Raw genomic sequence first — 17,266 nt, forward strand, 5'->3', positions numbered from 1 at the left:
CTAAAGCGTCCGGAAGCACGCGACTTCAGTCGTGTGAGGATAGAGTTGTTGATTCACTGAAGACGAAAAGGATGCTAATATAAAACAAAGCATATTTCTCAAAAGTTCAGGGCATTTTTGCCGTCTATTTATTTTCTAAAATCATTTCAGAAATCCATGCTTTTAAATCCAATTAAATTCAGAAAGCAGGGGTTCGAAGTGGTGATGAAAATAGCACGATACGTTCTTGGATTCCTGTGTATAACAGGAGGTACTGCCTATGGCAAAAAGAAAGAACCGGAAAGTAACTGCAAAGAAGATCAGAAAAACGGAAATTACACTGACAGCGAACAGGAAGTACAAAGATACGGTGTTCCGGATGCTGTTTTCGGATCGTAAGAATCTGTTATCTCTGTATAATGCAATTAATGGAACAGCGTATGAGAATGCAGATGATCTGGAGATTGTGACACTTGAGAATGCGATTTATATGGGAATGAAGAATGACCTGGCGTTTATTATTGATACAAGTTTATTTTTGTATGAGCACCAGTCAACCTATAACCCCAACATGCCGTTAAGAGATTTATTTTACATATCAAGTGAGTACCAGAAATTGGGAGATCATAAATCTCTGTATTCGTCAACACAGCAAAAAATCCCGGCACCGAATTTCATCGTGTTTTACAACGGGACGGAGAAAAAAGCCGACAGATGGGAAAATACTCTGTCAGAAGCCTACGAAACACCAACCACAGATCCAAAACTGGAACTGAAGGTACTGACGCTGAATATCAACGAAGGACATAATAAAGATCTGATGGAACAGTGTCATACACTGAGAGAATATGCACAATACGTAACAAAAGTGCGGGAATACGCAAGGACCACTGAACTGAACACTGCCGTAGAACAGGCAGTAAACGATTGTATTCAAAATGGAATCCTTGCAGAATTCCTTCGAAAGCATAAATCGGAGGTTATCGCGATGAGTATATTCGAATATGACAAAGAAGAGGAAGAAAAGAAACTCCGGAAGGCAGAGTATGAGGCAGGATATAATATAGGATATGACACGGGTTATGGAAGCGGCTATGATATTGGAAAAAAAGAAATAGTACGTCAGATGTTTAATGCAGGAGAGCCATTTGAGAAGATAGCACAGTATACAGGTTATGAAGTCTGTGAACTGAAGAAAATGTTGGAAGAGGTTTGAGGTATAGTAAAGAAAAAGTAAATCATATGTTTATGAAGCTGGTTAGAAGTGAAATCTGACCAGCTTTTTTGATAAATCATATTATTCGTCTTGTTGATGTCTATGACAATATACACAGGTGTCTTGACACCTATCATGTCTGGTGGTATACTGGCGGAAATGATAAAAGGAAAGTCCGGATTATCCGGCAAGAGGATAAAGAAATGAAAGAATATTACGACGCCATAATAGTAGGAACCGGAGCCGCAGGGCTTTACTGCGCTCTGAATCTGCCTTCCAGGATGAAAGTTCTGATGATCACAAAGCAACAGGCAGACCAGTCTGATTCCTTTCTTGCACAGGGCGGAATCTGCATGCTCCGCGGAGAAGAAGACTATGACAACTATTTTGAAGACACCATGCGTGCAGGCCATTACGAAAACAACAAAAAAGCCGTAGACCTCATGATCCGCAGTTCCAACAGCATCATCCGCGATCTCATCCGCCACAATGTCACCTTCGAACGTGATGCAAATGGCGAACTCGCATTCACCAGAGAAGGCGCACACTCACAGCCACGAATCCTTTTTTACGAGGATGTCACAGGCAAACAGATCACTCAGACACTCTTGAGCGAAGCCCAGACTAGGGACAACATCGAGATCTGCGAATACATGACCATGGTCGATCTGATCGCAAAGGACAACATCTGCGGCGGTGTTATCATCATGGATGAGAAGAATAACGTATATCCGGTCCGCTCTCCATATGTAGTCCTTGCCTGCGGCGGTCTCGGCGGACTTTACAAAAACTCCACCAACTTCCCGCACATCGCCGGTGACGGTCTCGGAATCGCAATGAAACATCAGGTAGTACTCGAACATCTGGATTACGTGCAGATCCACCCGACAACCCTGTATTCCCACAAACCAGGCAGACGCTTCCTGATCTCCGAATCTGTAAGAGGCGAGGGAGCACTCCTGTACGATAAGAACGGACAGCGATTCACAGAAGAACTTCAGCCACGTGACCTCTTAAGCCAGGCAATCTTCGCACAGATGGAGAAAGACGACACAGAATTTGTCTGGGAAGACATGCGTCCTCTCGGCGAAGAAACGATCCTGAAACACTTCCCGAATATTTTCCACAGATGCATGGAAGAGGGCTTTGACCCACGCAAAGAGCCGATTCCGGTAGTTCCGGCACAGCATTACTTCATGGGAGGAATCCAGGCAGACCTCGGAAGCCGCACCTCCATGAAGGGGCTTTATGCCTGCGGTGAGACAAGCTGCAACGGCGTTCACGGCAAGAACCGACTGGCAAGCAACTCACTTCTGGAATCTCTGGTCTTTGCAAGAAGGGCAGCAGATGATATTATATTTGCAGGAAAACCGGAAAAATGCCCGGTCAATACAATAGATACCAGCATGTACGAAGACCGCGATGCGATCCTCGACGGCTATCACAAAATGGTATGGAATGAAATCGAAAGGATGAAAAGAGCATGAACGAAATTACAATGAAAATGCAGGCAGATCAGCTGATCCGCATGGCATTACAGGAAGATATCACAAGCGAGGACGTTTCCACAAACGCAGTTATGCCGACTGCAACTAAGGGAACCGTAGACCTTATCGCAAAAGAAGATGGTGTTGTAGCAGGTCTTGACATTTACGCAAGAGTATTTACAATCCTTGACGAAAAAACAGAGATCGATTTTCACTGCAAAGACGGTGATGAAGTCAAAAAAGGTGATCTGATGGCAACGGTAACAGGTGACATCCGTGTTCTCCTTTCCGGAGAGAGAGTAGCACTCAACTACCTTCAGAGAATGAGCGGTATCGCGACCTACACCAGACAGGTTGCAAAACTTCTCGAGGGAAGCAATGTAACTCTTCTTGATACCCGTAAGACCACACCAAACTGCCGTGTATTTGAGAAATACGCAGTAAGAGTCGGAGGCGGCTGTAATCACAGATATAATCTTTCTGATGGAGTCCTTCTTAAAGACAACCACATCGGAGCAGCAGGAAGTGTCACAAAAGCCGTTCAGATGGCAAAAGCTTACGCACCGTTTGTCCGCAAGATCGAGATCGAGGTAGAGACTCTGGATCAGGTTAAAGAAGCAGTAGAGGCAGGAGCAGACATCATCATGCTTGACAACATGACACCGGAAGTAATGAAACAGGCAGTTGAACTGATCGACGGAAGAGCACAGACAGAGTGTTCCGGAAATATCACAAAAGAAAATATCCAGAAGATCCGCGAGATCGGCGTTGATTTTGTTTCCAGCGGTGCCCTGACACATTCCGCACCGATCCTTGACATTTCCATGAAGAATCTTCATGCAGTGTGAGAGGAGGGAATCTTATGAACACCGCGGAAAGACGTGGAGAAATCCTTAAGATCCTCCACAATGCGGATGCCCCGGTGGCAGCGAGAGAACTGGCAGGCAGATTTGGGGTCAGCCGTCAGGTCATTGTACAGGATCTGGCAGTGATTCGGGCATCTACGCCAGGAATCCTCTCTACAACAAAAGGATATGTGATACAGCAGGACAGTAGTTTTACAAGAGAATTCAAGGTACGCCACAGTCAGGACAAAGCAGCGGAGGAGCTGAATCTGATCGTGGACTGTGGCGGTCATGTCAAAAATATAAGCATCAGCCACCGTGTTTACGGACGAGTTACGGCTGAGATGGATATCCGTTCCAGACAGGATGTAAATGAATTTGCAGAGGCACTCAGGAACAGCCGTTCAACGGTACTTTCCAGTGCCACATCCGGATATCATTACCATCTGATCGAGGCATCCAGTGAGGAAAGACTTGATCTGATCGAGAAACAACTGGGAGAAGCGGGATTCCTTGCACCACTTCAGCCCTGGGAACAGACTACAGGGAAAGGAAAGATAAAGTTATGAGGATCAAAGAAATTCAGCAGGAGATCCTGCGTATGAAAAAAGAGCAGGATGTCTGCATCCTTGCACATGCTTATCAGGGACAGGAGATCCTGGAAGTTGCAGATTATATGGGAGACTCCTACGGACTCAGCGTGCAGGCTGCAAAGAGCGACTGCAGCGGCGTGATCATGTGCGGTGTGCGTTTTATGGCAGAAACCTGTAAGGTATTAAGCCCGGACAAAAAAGTCTGGCTTGCAAACCCGGTTGCAGGATGTCCAATGGCAGAGCAGCTTGACCTGGAAGGCCTTCGCAAACTCAAGGCAGAGTATCCGGATCATGCAGTTGTTGCCTACATTAACACAACTTCTGAACTCAAGACAGAGTGCGACGTGTGCGTGACTTCTTCTTCCGCAGTCCAGATCTGCAGCAAACTGGAAAACGACAAGATCCTTTTTATCCCGGACCCGAACCTCGGACGCTTCGTAGCTGAGAAACTCCCGGAGAAAACATTCGCATTCTACAAAGGTGGATGTCCAAGACATATCGTAGTCAGTGCCAAAGATGTCGAAAAAGCAAAACAGGCACATCCGGACGCACTTCTTCTGGTACATCCGGAATGCCGTGAAGAAGTCGTAGAGAAAGCCGACTACGTTGGTTCCACAACAGGAATCATGGATTTTGCAAAAAAATCTCCGAACAAAGAATTCATCATCGGAACAGAGAACAGCATCGTAGAACATTTACAGTTCGAATGCCCGGATAAGAAATTTTATCCACTGTCTGTCATGCTGACCTGTATGAACATGAAGATCACCACTCTGATGGATATTTACAACTGCCTCAAAGGAACAGGCGGAGAAGTGATCGAACTTCCAGAAAACGTAATAGAAGGAGCCGGCCGCTGCATTCACCGCATGGTGGAGCTTGGAGGCTGATAAAGAGAGAATAATAAACTGCCATTCGCAGATACTATAGTCGGTATCATGGTGCGCGCGGCAGTTTTTTTATTATAGAAATAAAAAAAGACAGTCACTGACGGTTTGTGACTGTCCTTTTAATTATAAGCTTATAATTAAAAACTGTAATTTCCTGAATTAGCCAATGCTGTTGACAGCTTTAGACAGACGGGAAATCTTTCTTGCACAGTTGTTTTTGTGATAAACACCTTTAGATGTTGCTTTGCTGATTGTAGAGATAGCCTCTGTAAGAGCAGCCTGTGCAGCAGCTTTATCGTTTTTCTGAACTGCAGTTTCTACTTTCTTGATGGAAGTTTTAACAGCAGAACGGATAGATTTGTTTCTAGCAGCTTTAGTTCTGTTTACTAAAATTCTTTTCTTTGCAGATTTGATGTTAGCCAATTGGTACACCTCCATTTCAGATTTATAATAATGTGTCGTTGTCACAGAAACAGACACGGGCGTTCCTGTAAACATGCTTATATATATTATTATATTTATCCTGGATTGTCAATAGGAAAATCCATAAATGTCAAAAAAATGACAGAATATAGCAACTTTGAAAGTCTGACCAGATTTATCCTTGGTTTTTTGTACATAATTATTCCGGGAATTACAAAAAGTAATAGTGATGGTTCAGTACTTTCACAGTTATGCACGATATACAAGGCAAAATCCTGGCATTGCAGGTGATCTGGAAGGGATTTTGACCAGGTTACTGTGAATGGGGAGAACAGTAATCAAATCATACAGCATCAGGAGGATACGATATGGCTGGCAGCAGAAGGATTCGAACAGACCTTGCACTGGAAACAACGGAGCGGTTTGCACAGGAAAATACGGAGATCCGGGGTGTGGAGATCCAGGAAGACTACGATGAGGAAAAAGACATCCGGACAACGGTCGTGAAGATCGTTACAGAAAACGGGGCGAAGTCCATGGGGCGTCCGCAAGGAAATTATATTACAATAGAAGCTCCGGATCTTTCAAATGCGGATGAGGATTATCACAGAGAAATTTCACAGGAGATCTCACGGCATCTGAGGGAACTGATCGATCTGGAAAAGGAAAAATCAATTCTCGTGGTGGGGCTTGGAAACGCAGCGATCACAGCAGATGCACTGGGACCGCATGTGATTGAGAATCTTCATATGACACGGCATCTTATCAGGGAGTACGGGCTTCGCGGGATCGGGCAGGAAAAAATACACTGCGTCAGCGGAATCGTGCCGGGTGTTATGGCGCAGACAGGAATGGAGACGGCAGAGATCGTGCAGGGCGTTGTTTCAGAGACGAAACCGGATGTGGTGGTTGCAATCGATGCACTTGCAGCGCGGAGTGTGCGAAGACTGAACCGGACGATCCAGATCACAGATACGGGAATCCACCCGGGATCCGGAGTAGGAAATCACAGGAATGGTCTCACGGAAGAAAATCTTCAGGTGAAAGTGATCGGGATCGGCGTGCCGACAGTTGTGGATGCGGCGACGATCGTGCATGATTCAATGGAGCACCTTCTGGATGCATTGGAGGAAACGGAGCAGAAGGAATTTCTGGAGGAGATGATCGCACCGAATCTTTACAGTATGTTTGTGACACCGAAGGATGTGGACGAGACGGTGAAATATCTGAGCTTTACGATCTCAGAAGGGCTGAATATCGCTTTTTCTGAAGTGTGATCGCATGCAGTGGAAGTGGATTCTGTAAATGGTAGGAACAGTAACAGGAACGGGCATAATTCCGGGGTTTTTATCATAGGATACCTTGAAAGAGGTGATTCTGTGACAAGGACCCGGAAGACGATCTGTACTCTCATGTGTCTGGCTTTTTTTGCTGTGCTGGCAGTGATGCCGGGTTCTTTTATCCTGCAGAAAAATGTGTACAGGCAGCTGCCGCTGTTTCGATTTCTTGAGCGGAAAGCTGCCCGTGATTTCCAGCGGAAAGACCCCGATACGTATGCGAAGATTGTGGAAAACCATACGGAATCTCTCGGCGCGATGGTGGAAAAAGAGAATGAAGAGGTGCGGGACGAGCAGGAGAAAGCCGTGGCGGAGAATTCTGTGGGACAGGCTGAAGATGTAGAGAGAAAAACAGAAGATGTGGAGCCAACAGAGACGACAGAAGGTGTGAAGAAAACAGAGTCGACAGTTACAGCGGAGGCAGAACCGGGACAGGCACAGACAGAAATAAAGACAAAAGAAGAGGATAAACAGCAGCAAAAAGAGCCTTCTGAAGATGAAAATATAAAACAGACAGAAAAAGATTCTGAAAAAGAAACAGATAAATCTCAGCAGGACAAACCTGCCACTGTCATACCGGAAGTAACGCAGACCATCCTGGCTTCGAATAATATACAGCCTGCACCGCGCATCGACCTCTCACCGCAGACCCTCGCAGATTACAATTATCTTATGAACCAGTTTTTTATCGTGGATTCGCAGACCACCACAAATGCAGATCAGTTAAACGCGGCAGAACTTCTCGGAGAAGACCTGACCATACAGAAAGATGCCGCGAAACCGCAGATTTTGCTCTATCATACACATTCGCAGGAAGCTTTTGCGGATTCAAGAGAAGGCGCGGTTGAAGATACGATCATCGGTGTGGGAAATTACCTGACAGAACTACTGGCTAAAAACTACGGATATCAGGTGATTCACGTGACAGAAGCCTTCGATATGGAAAGCGGCGAGCTGGACCGCAGTGCCGCCTATGATTATGCGGGACCGTATCTGGAAATGATTCTGGAAGAAAATCCTTCGATAGAAGTCGTGATAGACCTTCATCGTGACGGCGTGCCAGAGAACCGGCATCTTGTGACTGAGATCAACGGAAAACCGACTGCGCAGATCATGTTTTACAATGGCTTGAGTTATACGACCGCGAGAGGAAACCTTGATTATCTGCCAAATCCATATATTCAGGACAACCTGGCGTTTTCATTCCAGATGGAATACCAGGCGGCACAGTATTATCCAGATTTTTACAGAGGTATCTACCTCGCCGGATACCGTTACAACCTCCACCTGCGCCCAAGATCCGTCCTCGTCGAAGCCGGAGCCCAGACCAACACCGTCCAGGAAGTAAAAAACGCCATGGAACCTTTCGCAGATATTCTGAACCGCGTACTGCAAAATTGAAAAACTGTGCGTCGCATTCTCGTTGCTTCAGTAGTAGTTCTTATTTTTGTGAAAAGTATCATAACTGGTAACAAAGCAATCTGTTTTGATATATACAAACGTATGTTCTTTGTATATGATTTTAAATGTAAATTAATTCCGGAAAATTTACACTATATAAAATTAAAACACATAAAAGAAGAACATACAAATGACAAAAGAAAAAATTACACGCTCAGAATTAAAAGAGAAACGTACAGCAAACCGCAAGGTGTTCGAAAATCAGGATCACTCCCGAACAGTAGAAATCTATATGGAACCAGTCCATTATGAAGATGAGGATGGAAACTGGAAAGAAATGGATGACACATTAGAGGAAGTTGCATTTGGAAGAAGCACTGGTGGAACGGGAACCAGAAAATTCTGCAATAATAAAGGCAAGCTGGCGATTCAGCTGATGGACAGTGCAGAACCGGCAGCAACGGCATCACTTACAATGGACACCTGTGCTCTACGATGGGGAATGGAAGGTGCAGCGGCTTCTGTTAAAGCTGAAAAAACAGAAGATAATCTTGTTACATATCCGGGGATTTTTGAAAACACGGATCTGCAGTGCAGAGTGCATGGCGAAGGACTTAAAGAAGACATTATTCTTCACAGCCCGGAAGCAGTCAGAGAAGAATACGCAATGTTATACCAGATGACAGAAGTAACTCCTGTTCTGGAAAATAACTGTGTGCATTTTCTGGATACAGACGGAGAAGAAGTATTTTGTGTCCATGCACCATGCATGAGAGATGCAGCAGGACAAAAAACAGAAGCGATTCTTCTTAAATCAGAAAATCTGGAAGAGAATATTTGCCGCATTACATTTCTCCCGAATCAGATGTGGTTGAAAGCCCAGGAACGTATCTACCCAGTTGTGATCGACCCGGTAACAACTACATCAAAGAAAGCTTCCGAAATCTATGATGCCCATGTGGATTCTCTGTATGAAGAGGATAATTTTCAGAAAAGTATTATTCTGAAAACGATGGGAGGAGATGAAGTACAGAGAAGCTTTATACGTTTTGAGCTTCCTGAAATGAAAACCGGAGATATGGTAGTGAGTGCCAGACTGGTGCTTGTATCTCTGGCAGAGGACAACAAAGAACGTACTGTAGAAGTACATAAAGTTCTTCATGCATGGAACTCGAATTCTATTAACTGGTATAATAAGCCGCTGTACTCTGAAACAATAGAAGATCTGTGCTGTTATAAAGGCGATAAACAGAAATATATCACCATGGATATCACCCGTATGGTGAAAGACTGGTATCAGAATGGTGGAAACTATGGTCTGATGCTGAAAGACGATTATGAATTATCTGGATATACAGAATTTCTTTCATCCGATTGTGACAATGGATACCAGGATATGAGACCGAGAATTGATATTTCTTATGTGAACTATTCTGGTCTGGAAGATTACTGGACTTATCACAGTCAGGATGCGGGAAGAGCCGGGACAGTTCATGTGAATGATTATAATGGAAATCTGATCATGATTCATGACACGATGAACACAGAAGGCAGCCTTGAGCCTATGGCACTTTCGCATGTGTATAACAGTAACAACTGTGCCACAGATCTGGGATATGGATATGGATTTGCACTGAACTATCATCAGACACTGGTAAAAACAAAGATTGGAGGCACTGATTATTACAAACATACAGACGGAGATGGTACGATTCATTATTTTTATTATGATTCTACTGAGAAGAAATGGAAAGACGAATCTGGTCTGGAGCAGACTCTCACAATTCACACGGATGGAACAGAGCAGCTTGTAATTCATGACAAAGACGATAATCAGCTCCGTTTCCGTAATGGATGGCTGGTAAAAGTTCAGGATAAAAATGGGAACAGATTGTCCGTACTTTGGGCAGATCAGAGAATTATTTCTATTACAGATGGTGCTGGAAGAAAAACAACGCTTGATTACCTGTTAGACAATAATGGAAAACGTACCACACTGACACAGATCACAGGACCTTCCGGGAATAAAAAAATATTTGCTTATAGTGGGGGCAATCTTACAGGCATTACAGATATTGACGGCGAAAAAGTAAAATACGTCTACAATGGAAATCATATGCTGACAGAAGTTCATAATATTGACGGATATTCTGTAAAATACGGTTATTACGGAACAAAACCTTATCGTGTAAAGAGTATTACAGAATATGCCGGAACGCAGAAAGGAAACAGTCTGTCTCTCACTTATGGATACAACAGCACGAAGTTTACAGACAATAAAAAACGAAGCGAAATATACCGTTTTAACAACAGCGGAAACCTGATTCACATTCATGATGGATTCGGACATGCAGCCAGTGGAAAATATAACCGCAGTGGAAATCATGTGAATTGCCTGGAAAATGCAACAAAGTTACAGACAAATGTTGTTCAGCTTCTGAAAGATCCGATCATTCAGGCTGCAACGTGTGGCTGGAAAACAGAAATCAGTTCAGATGGCAGTGGAAAGACCGAAATCAATACGAATACCGCGTTATGTAAAGTTGGCAATCGCTCATTAAAACTGGAGAGCACGGCAAAGACAGGATCTGTATGCTGGTATCAGGATGTGTCACTTCTGAAAGGACAGACATACACCGTTTCCATGTTTGTAAAAGTTACAAAAATGGATCGAGCATCAGATGGTGCAGTGTTCCTGAGAGCAAGATATCAGGATAAGGATAATGTATGGCATTACGAAGACAGTGAACAGCTGAAATCGACAACAACAGATTTTATCCATCTGCACAAAACATTTACACTTCCGGCAGATATTGTAAAAACTTCTGTGAGAGTTTATCTGGTGGCAATGCATACGATCTGCACAGTATATGGCGATATGGCACAGCTGGAAACAGGAAGTACAGTCAGCCGCTGCAATCTGGTGGATAATGGAGACTTCCATCTTGGAACCACATCTGGTTTTACAAAAACAGGAAGTTTTGAGGATGGACTGACTTCTGTTGGAACCTCTAATATTATTCCGGTGCAGAGTGCAATCGTCGTGTCTGCTGCAAAGAGTACAGTCTATGCAACTCCATCCTTAAACGGCACAAAGGTTGTGGAAGTGACAAAAGGTACACATCTGTATGCACTCTGTTATGAGAAAAATGAAGATATCTACTGGTACAAGGTACGTACTGCGGCAGGAAAGCGGGGATATCTTCATGGTGGTCATGCAACTGCGTATCTGGGAGGCAATACAGGAGACCATTCGGCAGTGGTTGGAGTTTCCGGTGCGGTTTTACGATCTTCAGCATCGGACAGCGGAAGCATTGTAGAAGAAGCAATTCCAAGAGGAACATGTGCGGCGGTGCGTTCTGTAAAAACAGATGCGGATGGAAAAAACTGGCTCTATCTGGGAATGCAGATTGATAAAAAACGCTATACCGGATACATGAAGGAAGAATCTGTGATTCGTTTATGCAGAAATTATCCATCAGGAACAATGTCACAGGAGGATAAGCTGTATGATTCTCCTTCACTTTCCGGTAAGGTGCTTACTACTCTGGAAAAAGGGAAAAATATCCTTTTGCGAGGAGTCCTGACGAAATCAGGTACAAAATGGTATGCAATTCAGTGGGGTGGAAGATTCTGCTTTGTCCCATCCAGATATTGCACATTAAAGCAGGAACCGGCAGTATACCGTCTGGCATCAGAAACAGTCACAGAAGGTGTCGGAGGACTGGAAAAACATATTTTCCGCTTTATGGGTGAGCCGAAAGTATCCAAACGACTGACAAAGGTTCTGGATCTTACAGGAAAGAAAGGCGATACCTTCATGGTAAACGCATGGGGAAGGGGAACCTGTCTTCCGGAAACAGACAATGATAAGAATCGCCGATTTGGTGTCGAAGTTGTTTTTGTGGCAGCAGATGACACAACTGATGTGCACTACACCAATTTCAGCCCGGATATTCTGGACTGGCAGTTTCTGAGTGATATTTATGTCGCTAAGAAAGACTACAGCAAAGTAAAAATTTCCTATACCTATTGTAAAAATGCAAATACAGCGTATTTTGACGGTCTGTCTCTTTACCGTGAAGAGTTTGGACAGACCTATACATACGATGATAAGAACAACCTGGTTTCAGCGGTAGATTCTCAGAAGAATACAACAAAATTTGAGTACAATGCCGGAAGTGATCTGACGGGTATTACAGATCCGAAGGGAAGCAAATACACTTACACATATGACAAAAAACATAACGTGACCAGTGGAAAATCTTCTATGGGAATTCTGAACCGCCTTGTCTACGATGATAAAGGAAATATTACACGCAGCGGAGTTGTGAAGCCGGATGAAACGGAGAAAGGCATCTGGGTGGAACGTACTTTTACTGCTGACAAGAACCATGTATCAGCTGTGACCGATGCAGAAGGAAATAAAGTACAGTATGAATGGGATACATCCAGAGATCTGCTCCGCTCACTGACGGATGGGGAAGGAAACAAGCTTTCCTATGGTTATGATAAGGCAGAACGTCTTATATCTGTTTCTCAGAATGTAACGGTTGATGGAAAAAAACAGGTGGTAAAAAACATCTACACCTACACAAAAGACAGGCTTGCGGGGATTGAGCATAATGGATTCAATTATGGATTTACCTATGATGTGTTTGGAAATACTACTGCTGCATCAATTGCAGGTAATCAGGTGATTTCTTATGAGTACGAAGCACAGAATGGAAAGCTGCTGAAAACAATTTATGCAAATGGCGATGAAATTCGCTACACTTACGACACACAGGATCGTTTTTCTATAAGCTATCTGAAGCCAGCAGGATCATCAGAACAGCGACTGAACAGTTATATTTATAATAAAGAGGGAAACCTTTGCAAGGTGACAAATCATTTATCTGGCAAAACTTATGAACTGGATTATGATTTCCTTGACCGACTGATGCGTGTACGTGACGAAAGCGGCGTATGCTATGAATATACTTATGATGCAAATAATCAGATGATCAGAATGTTCCATACAGATGGCAGAGCAAAACTGACAACAGGATATACCTATGATAAGGATGGACGAGAAAAAGAAGTTCGTGTGGCAGGTAAATTTACCAGATCTACAGATTATGACAATCTTGGAAGAGTAACCAAACAAAGTTTTTCTGCGGAGAACGGTGATACAAGTATGTCTATGACATATAAATATCCAGATGCAGAGAAAAATAAAGAATACGCATTACCGTCTGAAATGGATGTACAGGAATGCAGCTACAGTTATAAATATGATCGAAACGGAAATATTACGGAAATTCAAAGAGTACCACATAAGGGTTCGACAGAGAAAATTTTAAAAGACACCTTCCAGTATGATGAACGTAATCAGCTGATTCGTGAAAACAGTCAGAGCCAGGACAAAACAATTGTCTATGCATACGATCAGGGTGGCAATCTGAAATCTGTAAAAGAATATGCGTACACCGAGGGAACCTTACCGGAAACTCCGGTTCACGAGGAAACTGGTACATACAGTAGCACATGGAAAGACCAGCTCCTGAATTGGGATGGTACTGCCATGACTTATGATGCAGTCGGCAATATGCTTACCAGGGGAGATACTGTTTACACATGGACGATGGGACGTAAACTTGCCTGTGTAGATAATGGTAGAAAAGCTCAGTATTTTTATGATCATACCGGTGCCAGAGTGAAGAAAGTGGTGGATGGCGTTATCACAAATTATCATATGGCAGGAGATCTGCTTGCATCTGAAACCTGTAATGGAGGGACTACATGGTATGTTTATGATTCAGGTGCAAATCTTGTGGCAATAATTATTGCTGGAAAATACTATTACTACGTGAGAAATGTTCAGAATGATATTGTGGCACTGGTTGACGATTCTGGAAAAACTGTAGTAAACTATGTTTATGACAGTTGGGGAAAACTGTTAAGCATTACCGGCAGCCTCAAAGACACCGTAGGCATCCAGAACCCATTCCGCTACAGAGGTTATTATTACGACAATGAAACAGGAATGTACTATCTCAAAAACCGGTATTATGACCCGGGGTTGAGAAGGTTTATTGGGTCTGATGCAATAACAACAGTGGAAGCATCATTAGAAACTTTTCATAATAGAAATCTTTATATTTATTGTAACCAGAATCCAATTGTAAGAAGCGATAGTAAGGGTAATATATGGCAGGTGTTATTGGCCGGAGCAGTCGGTGCTGGAATTTCTCTCGGTTATCAGTTAGTATTTGAAAAAAAAGAGTTGAACATGAAAACTGTTGCACAGGCTACGTTAGATGGTATTGTAATGGCAGTAGGTGCGAGTGCTGCAACGGTAGGATGGCAAATTGTCACAAATGTAGCAACAAGTGTGATAAGTGGAATTATGAACGAAGATGATGGTATGGAAATTGCGTGTCAGGCTACAGTTAGTGGAGCTCTTGCATATTTTGGTGGCAAAGGAAATGACTTTGCAGGCATAGAAGCTAAATGGAAATTTAAAGTTAGTAGTAATGCTGAAGTAAAGGACATAAATATAAGAACGCAGTTAAATGAAATTGCAGGAAATCAGTTCAAACGAAAAACTAAAAGAGGAATTTATAATATGACTAGTTCGACAGTAAGAGGAAATGGGGCTTCAAGAGGTGTCTCAAAAGGATATTCTGGTTATATGGGACCGATTATAGGAGAAGAACGGAGATATAATGGAAAAGTTACGATATATTCACATTTGTATTATGGAAAAGACAAATCAATTGTAAAGCGTGTATATAAGATCGTATGATGTTATCCCGAATCTTCATCTGAAAGGAATTAGGTGAAAAGATGTGTTGGAGTTAATAAAAGAAATCATAGTAGTTATATTGGCGATTGATATAATTTGTAAAGGGTGTCAGAGACACATGCTTAGGCCGTATAGTAAGGGAGGGAATATTTTTAGTGATGAAAATACTCGAATTGCAATGCGTGAGAATGCCTCAAATCCGTTATTTGTAAAAGGACATTTCAGGAAAAATTATAAGAGAAATATATATAGAAAAATGTCAAATTTGAAAGGTTTTTATTTTTGCCAAATTGTGTCAATTATACAGATTAGTGTGATATGCTTGAACTTGTTAAATGGTTTTTATATTCGTTATATAGATATGAATGGAATATTTGGCATGAACGAAGATGCTAGATTACGGATTTATATCGCAATTACAGTTTGGATTTGCGTTAATAGTTGTGTGAATTTGGTGTTTTTAACATATTATACTAGAGTTATTAATAACACTAGAAGCGAAAAGCTGAAAAAAATATGTCGTAAAAAAATTATAATTCCGGGAGAAAAACAAGAAGATGGATATGAGATATTGGTCTATCCGAGAGAACTTTCGTACAGAGAATGGATTTATAGAGTGGAAAAAAGCTTTAGGAATCAATTCAGAGGAAGTAGCTGGGAGTATAGGGAAAGTGTAGGTGAATTAAAAGAAAATGTGCATATGCTAATTGAAGAAGACAGAGAGCAGGAAAAAATCAGGATATTTGTGCAGATGTATGTAGATATATTGAGTAATACATATATAGAACAATTAAACAAGTTTTTGTACAAAAAAATCCGAAGTGGTTTGAGAAAAGGTGACCTACCATTAGGAAATCCTTATCTTATGTATGTCATATGCGTTCAAAAAAAATCTGAAACATTTGAAAATATCTTTTGCAAATCAATAAAAGCAGGTCAGGAAGATTGCTTTTTAATAGGAGTTGTATTAGATGAATATATGATATATATGCCAAAAATGAAAAACAATGTACAGGATATGCAATATCAGGAAATGAAAACAGAATTTATGGAAATATTAAAATTTATTCCATTAGATGATTGTTGATAAAATCGGAGGCGGTTTCCCTGCCGCTTCCATTTTTATACCTTTTTTTAAGAGATTTTTATACGAAAGATGAGGTGAAGGAACATGAAATATAAAATTTTTACAGCCACAGCACTGGCGGGTGGTACATTTGCAGCATTGTTTGGCGGATGGGATAAAGCTTTACAGACGTTGGTGATTTTTATGATTGTGGACTGGATCACAGGTGGCATTCTTCTGCCGGTAGTATTTGGCAGAAGTCCAAAGTCCCCAAACGGAGCACTGGAAAGCAGAGCCGGATGGAAAGGACTTTGTCGTAAGGCGATGACATTATTTTATGTGCTGATAGCAGCACAATTGGACAGTCTTCTTGGAATTGATTATGCACGGGATGTGGTCTGCGTTGGATTTATTGCGAATGAAACGTTATCCATTGTAGAAAATGCAGGACTGATGGGTATTCCGCTTCCGGAAGGAATTAAAAGAGTAGTGGATGTCCTGAAAACATCAGCAGAAAGTAAGATGAAGGAAAATGGCTAGACTGAAAGAACTGTTAAAACTGGCAGAACAGCAGATTGGGTATCAGGAAAAAGCATCAGCTGCGATGCTGGATGATCCACATGGGAATGCCGGATATAATAACTATACAAAATATGCAAGAGATGTAAATAACTGGGGACTGGATGGATGTCAGGGACAACCCTGGTGTGCGACGTATCAGTTCTGGCTGGAAGCCAGGATATTTGGAGTAGAGACAGCATTAAAACATTTTTGCATGAGCAGAAACAGTTATCGTGCCTATAACTGTTTTGAGATCTATGATGCATTTGAGAGAAAAGGAAAAATTTCCAGAAGTCCCGGAATTGGCTCACTGATAGTATTTCGACATTCGCATATAGGACGGGTAATTGATGTCAGGAATGGATATGTTTATACGAATGAAGGAAATACTTCTGCACTATATGGCGATAGTAACGGCGGTACTGTAAAAACCAAGAAATATCAGATCGGAGATTCATCAATAAAAGGGTATTGCCTGATAGATTATAAAGAGGACAATACTACGATTTCAGAAGATCAGGCAGACACGAAACAGGAAAATTTGCGTGTAAAGGAATATCAGGAATGGCTGAATTACTGGTATGGAACGCTTCTGAAAAAACACTGTGGCAGCATTTTGACTTTAGGACAATAAGCGGGAATCCTCGGCAATTCAATTACCGAGATGAAAGCGTAGGA

General features: G+C 42.3%; 12 protein-coding genes. 11 read left to right on the forward strand and 1 reads right to left on the reverse strand.

Annotated features, from left to right (window positions below; genetic code table 11):
• Positions 1–259: 259 nt before the first annotated feature.
• The 5 genes from DWX28_RS17300 (at position 260) to nadA (ending at position 5,010) form a co-directional block, all read left to right on the forward strand.
• Positions 260–1,195 carry an Rpn family recombination-promoting nuclease/putative transposase gene (locus DWX28_RS17300; RefSeq protein ID WP_118254266.1) on the forward strand — a complete coding sequence of 312 codons (936 nt, stop codon included), beginning with the start codon at positions 260–262 and terminating at the stop codon, positions 1,193–1,195.
• 203 nt (positions 1,196–1,398) lie between these two features.
• Positions 1,399–2,682: an L-aspartate oxidase gene (locus DWX28_RS17305; RefSeq protein WP_118254268.1), complete on the forward strand. Its 1,284-nt coding sequence runs from the start codon at positions 1,399–1,401 to the stop codon at positions 2,680–2,682.
• Positions 2,679–3,530 (forward strand): carboxylating nicotinate-nucleotide diphosphorylase, encoded by an 852-nt coding sequence (gene nadC, locus DWX28_RS17310; protein ID WP_022213356.1) that lies wholly within the window; start codon positions 2,679–2,681, stop codon positions 3,528–3,530. The genes DWX28_RS17305 and nadC overlap by 4 nt, the downstream gene beginning before the upstream one ends.
• A 14-nt stretch (positions 3,531–3,544) precedes the next feature.
• Positions 3,545–4,096 (forward strand): transcription repressor NadR, encoded by a 552-nt coding sequence (locus DWX28_RS17315; protein WP_022213355.1) that lies wholly within the window; start codon positions 3,545–3,547, stop codon positions 4,094–4,096.
• Positions 4,093–5,010, forward strand: coding sequence for a quinolinate synthase NadA (gene nadA / locus DWX28_RS17320; protein WP_118254270.1), 918 nt, complete (start codon positions 4,093–4,095; stop codon positions 5,008–5,010). Before DWX28_RS17315 ends, nadA begins: the two co-directional genes overlap by 4 nt.
• Positions 5,011–5,169: 159 nt before the next feature.
• Here the strand turns inward: nadA and rpsT are convergent, their stop codons facing one another.
• Positions 5,170–5,448 (reverse strand): 30S ribosomal protein S20, encoded by a 279-nt coding sequence (gene rpsT / locus DWX28_RS17325; protein ID WP_070100264.1) that lies wholly within the window; start codon positions 5,446–5,448, stop codon positions 5,170–5,172.
• Positions 5,449–5,801: 353 nt separating this feature from the next.
• Between rpsT and gpr the strand changes: the two genes are divergently transcribed.
• The 6 genes from gpr to DWX28_RS17355 all read left to right on the forward strand — a co-directional run bounded on the left by gpr (position 5,802) and on the right by DWX28_RS17355 (position 17,222).
• Positions 5,802–6,710, forward strand: a complete 909-nt coding sequence (gene gpr / locus DWX28_RS17330; protein ID WP_118254273.1) for a GPR endopeptidase — start codon at positions 5,802–5,804, stop codon at positions 6,708–6,710.
• A 102-nt stretch (positions 6,711–6,812) separates the two neighbouring features.
• The gene (locus DWX28_RS17335) at positions 6,813–8,171 is read left to right on the forward strand and encodes a stage II sporulation protein P (RefSeq protein WP_243002477.1); all 1,359 of its coding nucleotides are present in this window, start codon (positions 6,813–6,815) and stop codon (positions 8,169–8,171) included.
• Positions 8,172–8,361: 190 nt separating this feature from the next.
• The gene (locus tag DWX28_RS17340) at positions 8,362–14,961 is read left to right on the forward strand and encodes a DNRLRE domain-containing protein (RefSeq protein ID WP_118254276.1); all 6,600 of its coding nucleotides are present in this window, start codon (positions 8,362–8,364) and stop codon (positions 14,959–14,961) included.
• Positions 14,962–15,007: 46 nt separating this feature from the next.
• The gene (locus DWX28_RS17345; RefSeq protein WP_199611860.1) at positions 15,008–16,048 is read left to right on the forward strand and encodes a hypothetical protein; all 1,041 of its coding nucleotides are present in this window, start codon (positions 15,008–15,010) and stop codon (positions 16,046–16,048) included.
• 84 nt (positions 16,049–16,132) lie between these two features.
• The gene (locus DWX28_RS17350) at positions 16,133–16,567 is read left to right on the forward strand and encodes a phage holin family protein (RefSeq protein WP_118254281.1); all 435 of its coding nucleotides are present in this window, start codon (positions 16,133–16,135) and stop codon (positions 16,565–16,567) included.
• Positions 16,560–17,222: a hypothetical protein gene (locus DWX28_RS17355; RefSeq protein WP_118254284.1), complete on the forward strand. Its 663-nt coding sequence runs from the start codon at positions 16,560–16,562 to the stop codon at positions 17,220–17,222. Before DWX28_RS17350 ends, DWX28_RS17355 begins: the two co-directional genes overlap by 8 nt.
• Positions 17,223–17,266 lie beyond the last annotated feature (44 nt).

This window comes from Blautia sp. AF19-10LB, from assembly GCF_003461245.1.
Classification (GTDB): Bacteria; Bacillota; Clostridia; order Lachnospirales; family Lachnospiraceae; genus Blautia_A; species Blautia_A intestinihominis.

What these genes read in the sequence shown, in the direction of transcription:
- DWX28_RS17315 (WP_022213355.1), top strand. Translation starts at nt 3,545, where the DNA reads ATGAACACCGCGGAAAGACGTGGAGAAATCCTTAAGATCCTCCACAAT.
- gpr (WP_118254273.1), top strand. Translation starts at nt 5,802, where the DNA reads ATGGCTGGCAGCAGAAGGATTCGAACAGACCTTGCACTGGAAACAACG.
- DWX28_RS17300 (WP_118254266.1), top strand. Translation starts at nt 260, where the DNA reads ATGGCAAAAAGAAAGAACCGGAAAGTAACTGCAAAGAAGATCAGAAAA.
- DWX28_RS17350 (WP_118254281.1), top strand. Translation starts at nt 16,133, where the DNA reads ATGAAATATAAAATTTTTACAGCCACAGCACTGGCGGGTGGTACATTT.
- DWX28_RS17305 (WP_118254268.1), top strand. Translation starts at nt 1,399, where the DNA reads ATGAAAGAATATTACGACGCCATAATAGTAGGAACCGGAGCCGCAGGG.
- DWX28_RS17340 (WP_118254276.1), top strand. Translation starts at nt 8,362, where the DNA reads ATGACAAAAGAAAAAATTACACGCTCAGAATTAAAAGAGAAACGTACA.
- DWX28_RS17355 (WP_118254284.1), top strand. Translation starts at nt 16,560, where the DNA reads ATGGCTAGACTGAAAGAACTGTTAAAACTGGCAGAACAGCAGATTGGG.
- nadC (WP_022213356.1), top strand. Translation starts at nt 2,679, where the DNA reads ATGAACGAAATTACAATGAAAATGCAGGCAGATCAGCTGATCCGCATG.
- rpsT (WP_070100264.1), bottom strand. Translation starts at nt 5,448, where the DNA reads ATGGAGGTGTACCAATTGGCTAACATCAAATCTGCAAAGAAAAGAATT.
- nadA (WP_118254270.1), top strand. Translation starts at nt 4,093, where the DNA reads ATGAGGATCAAAGAAATTCAGCAGGAGATCCTGCGTATGAAAAAAGAG.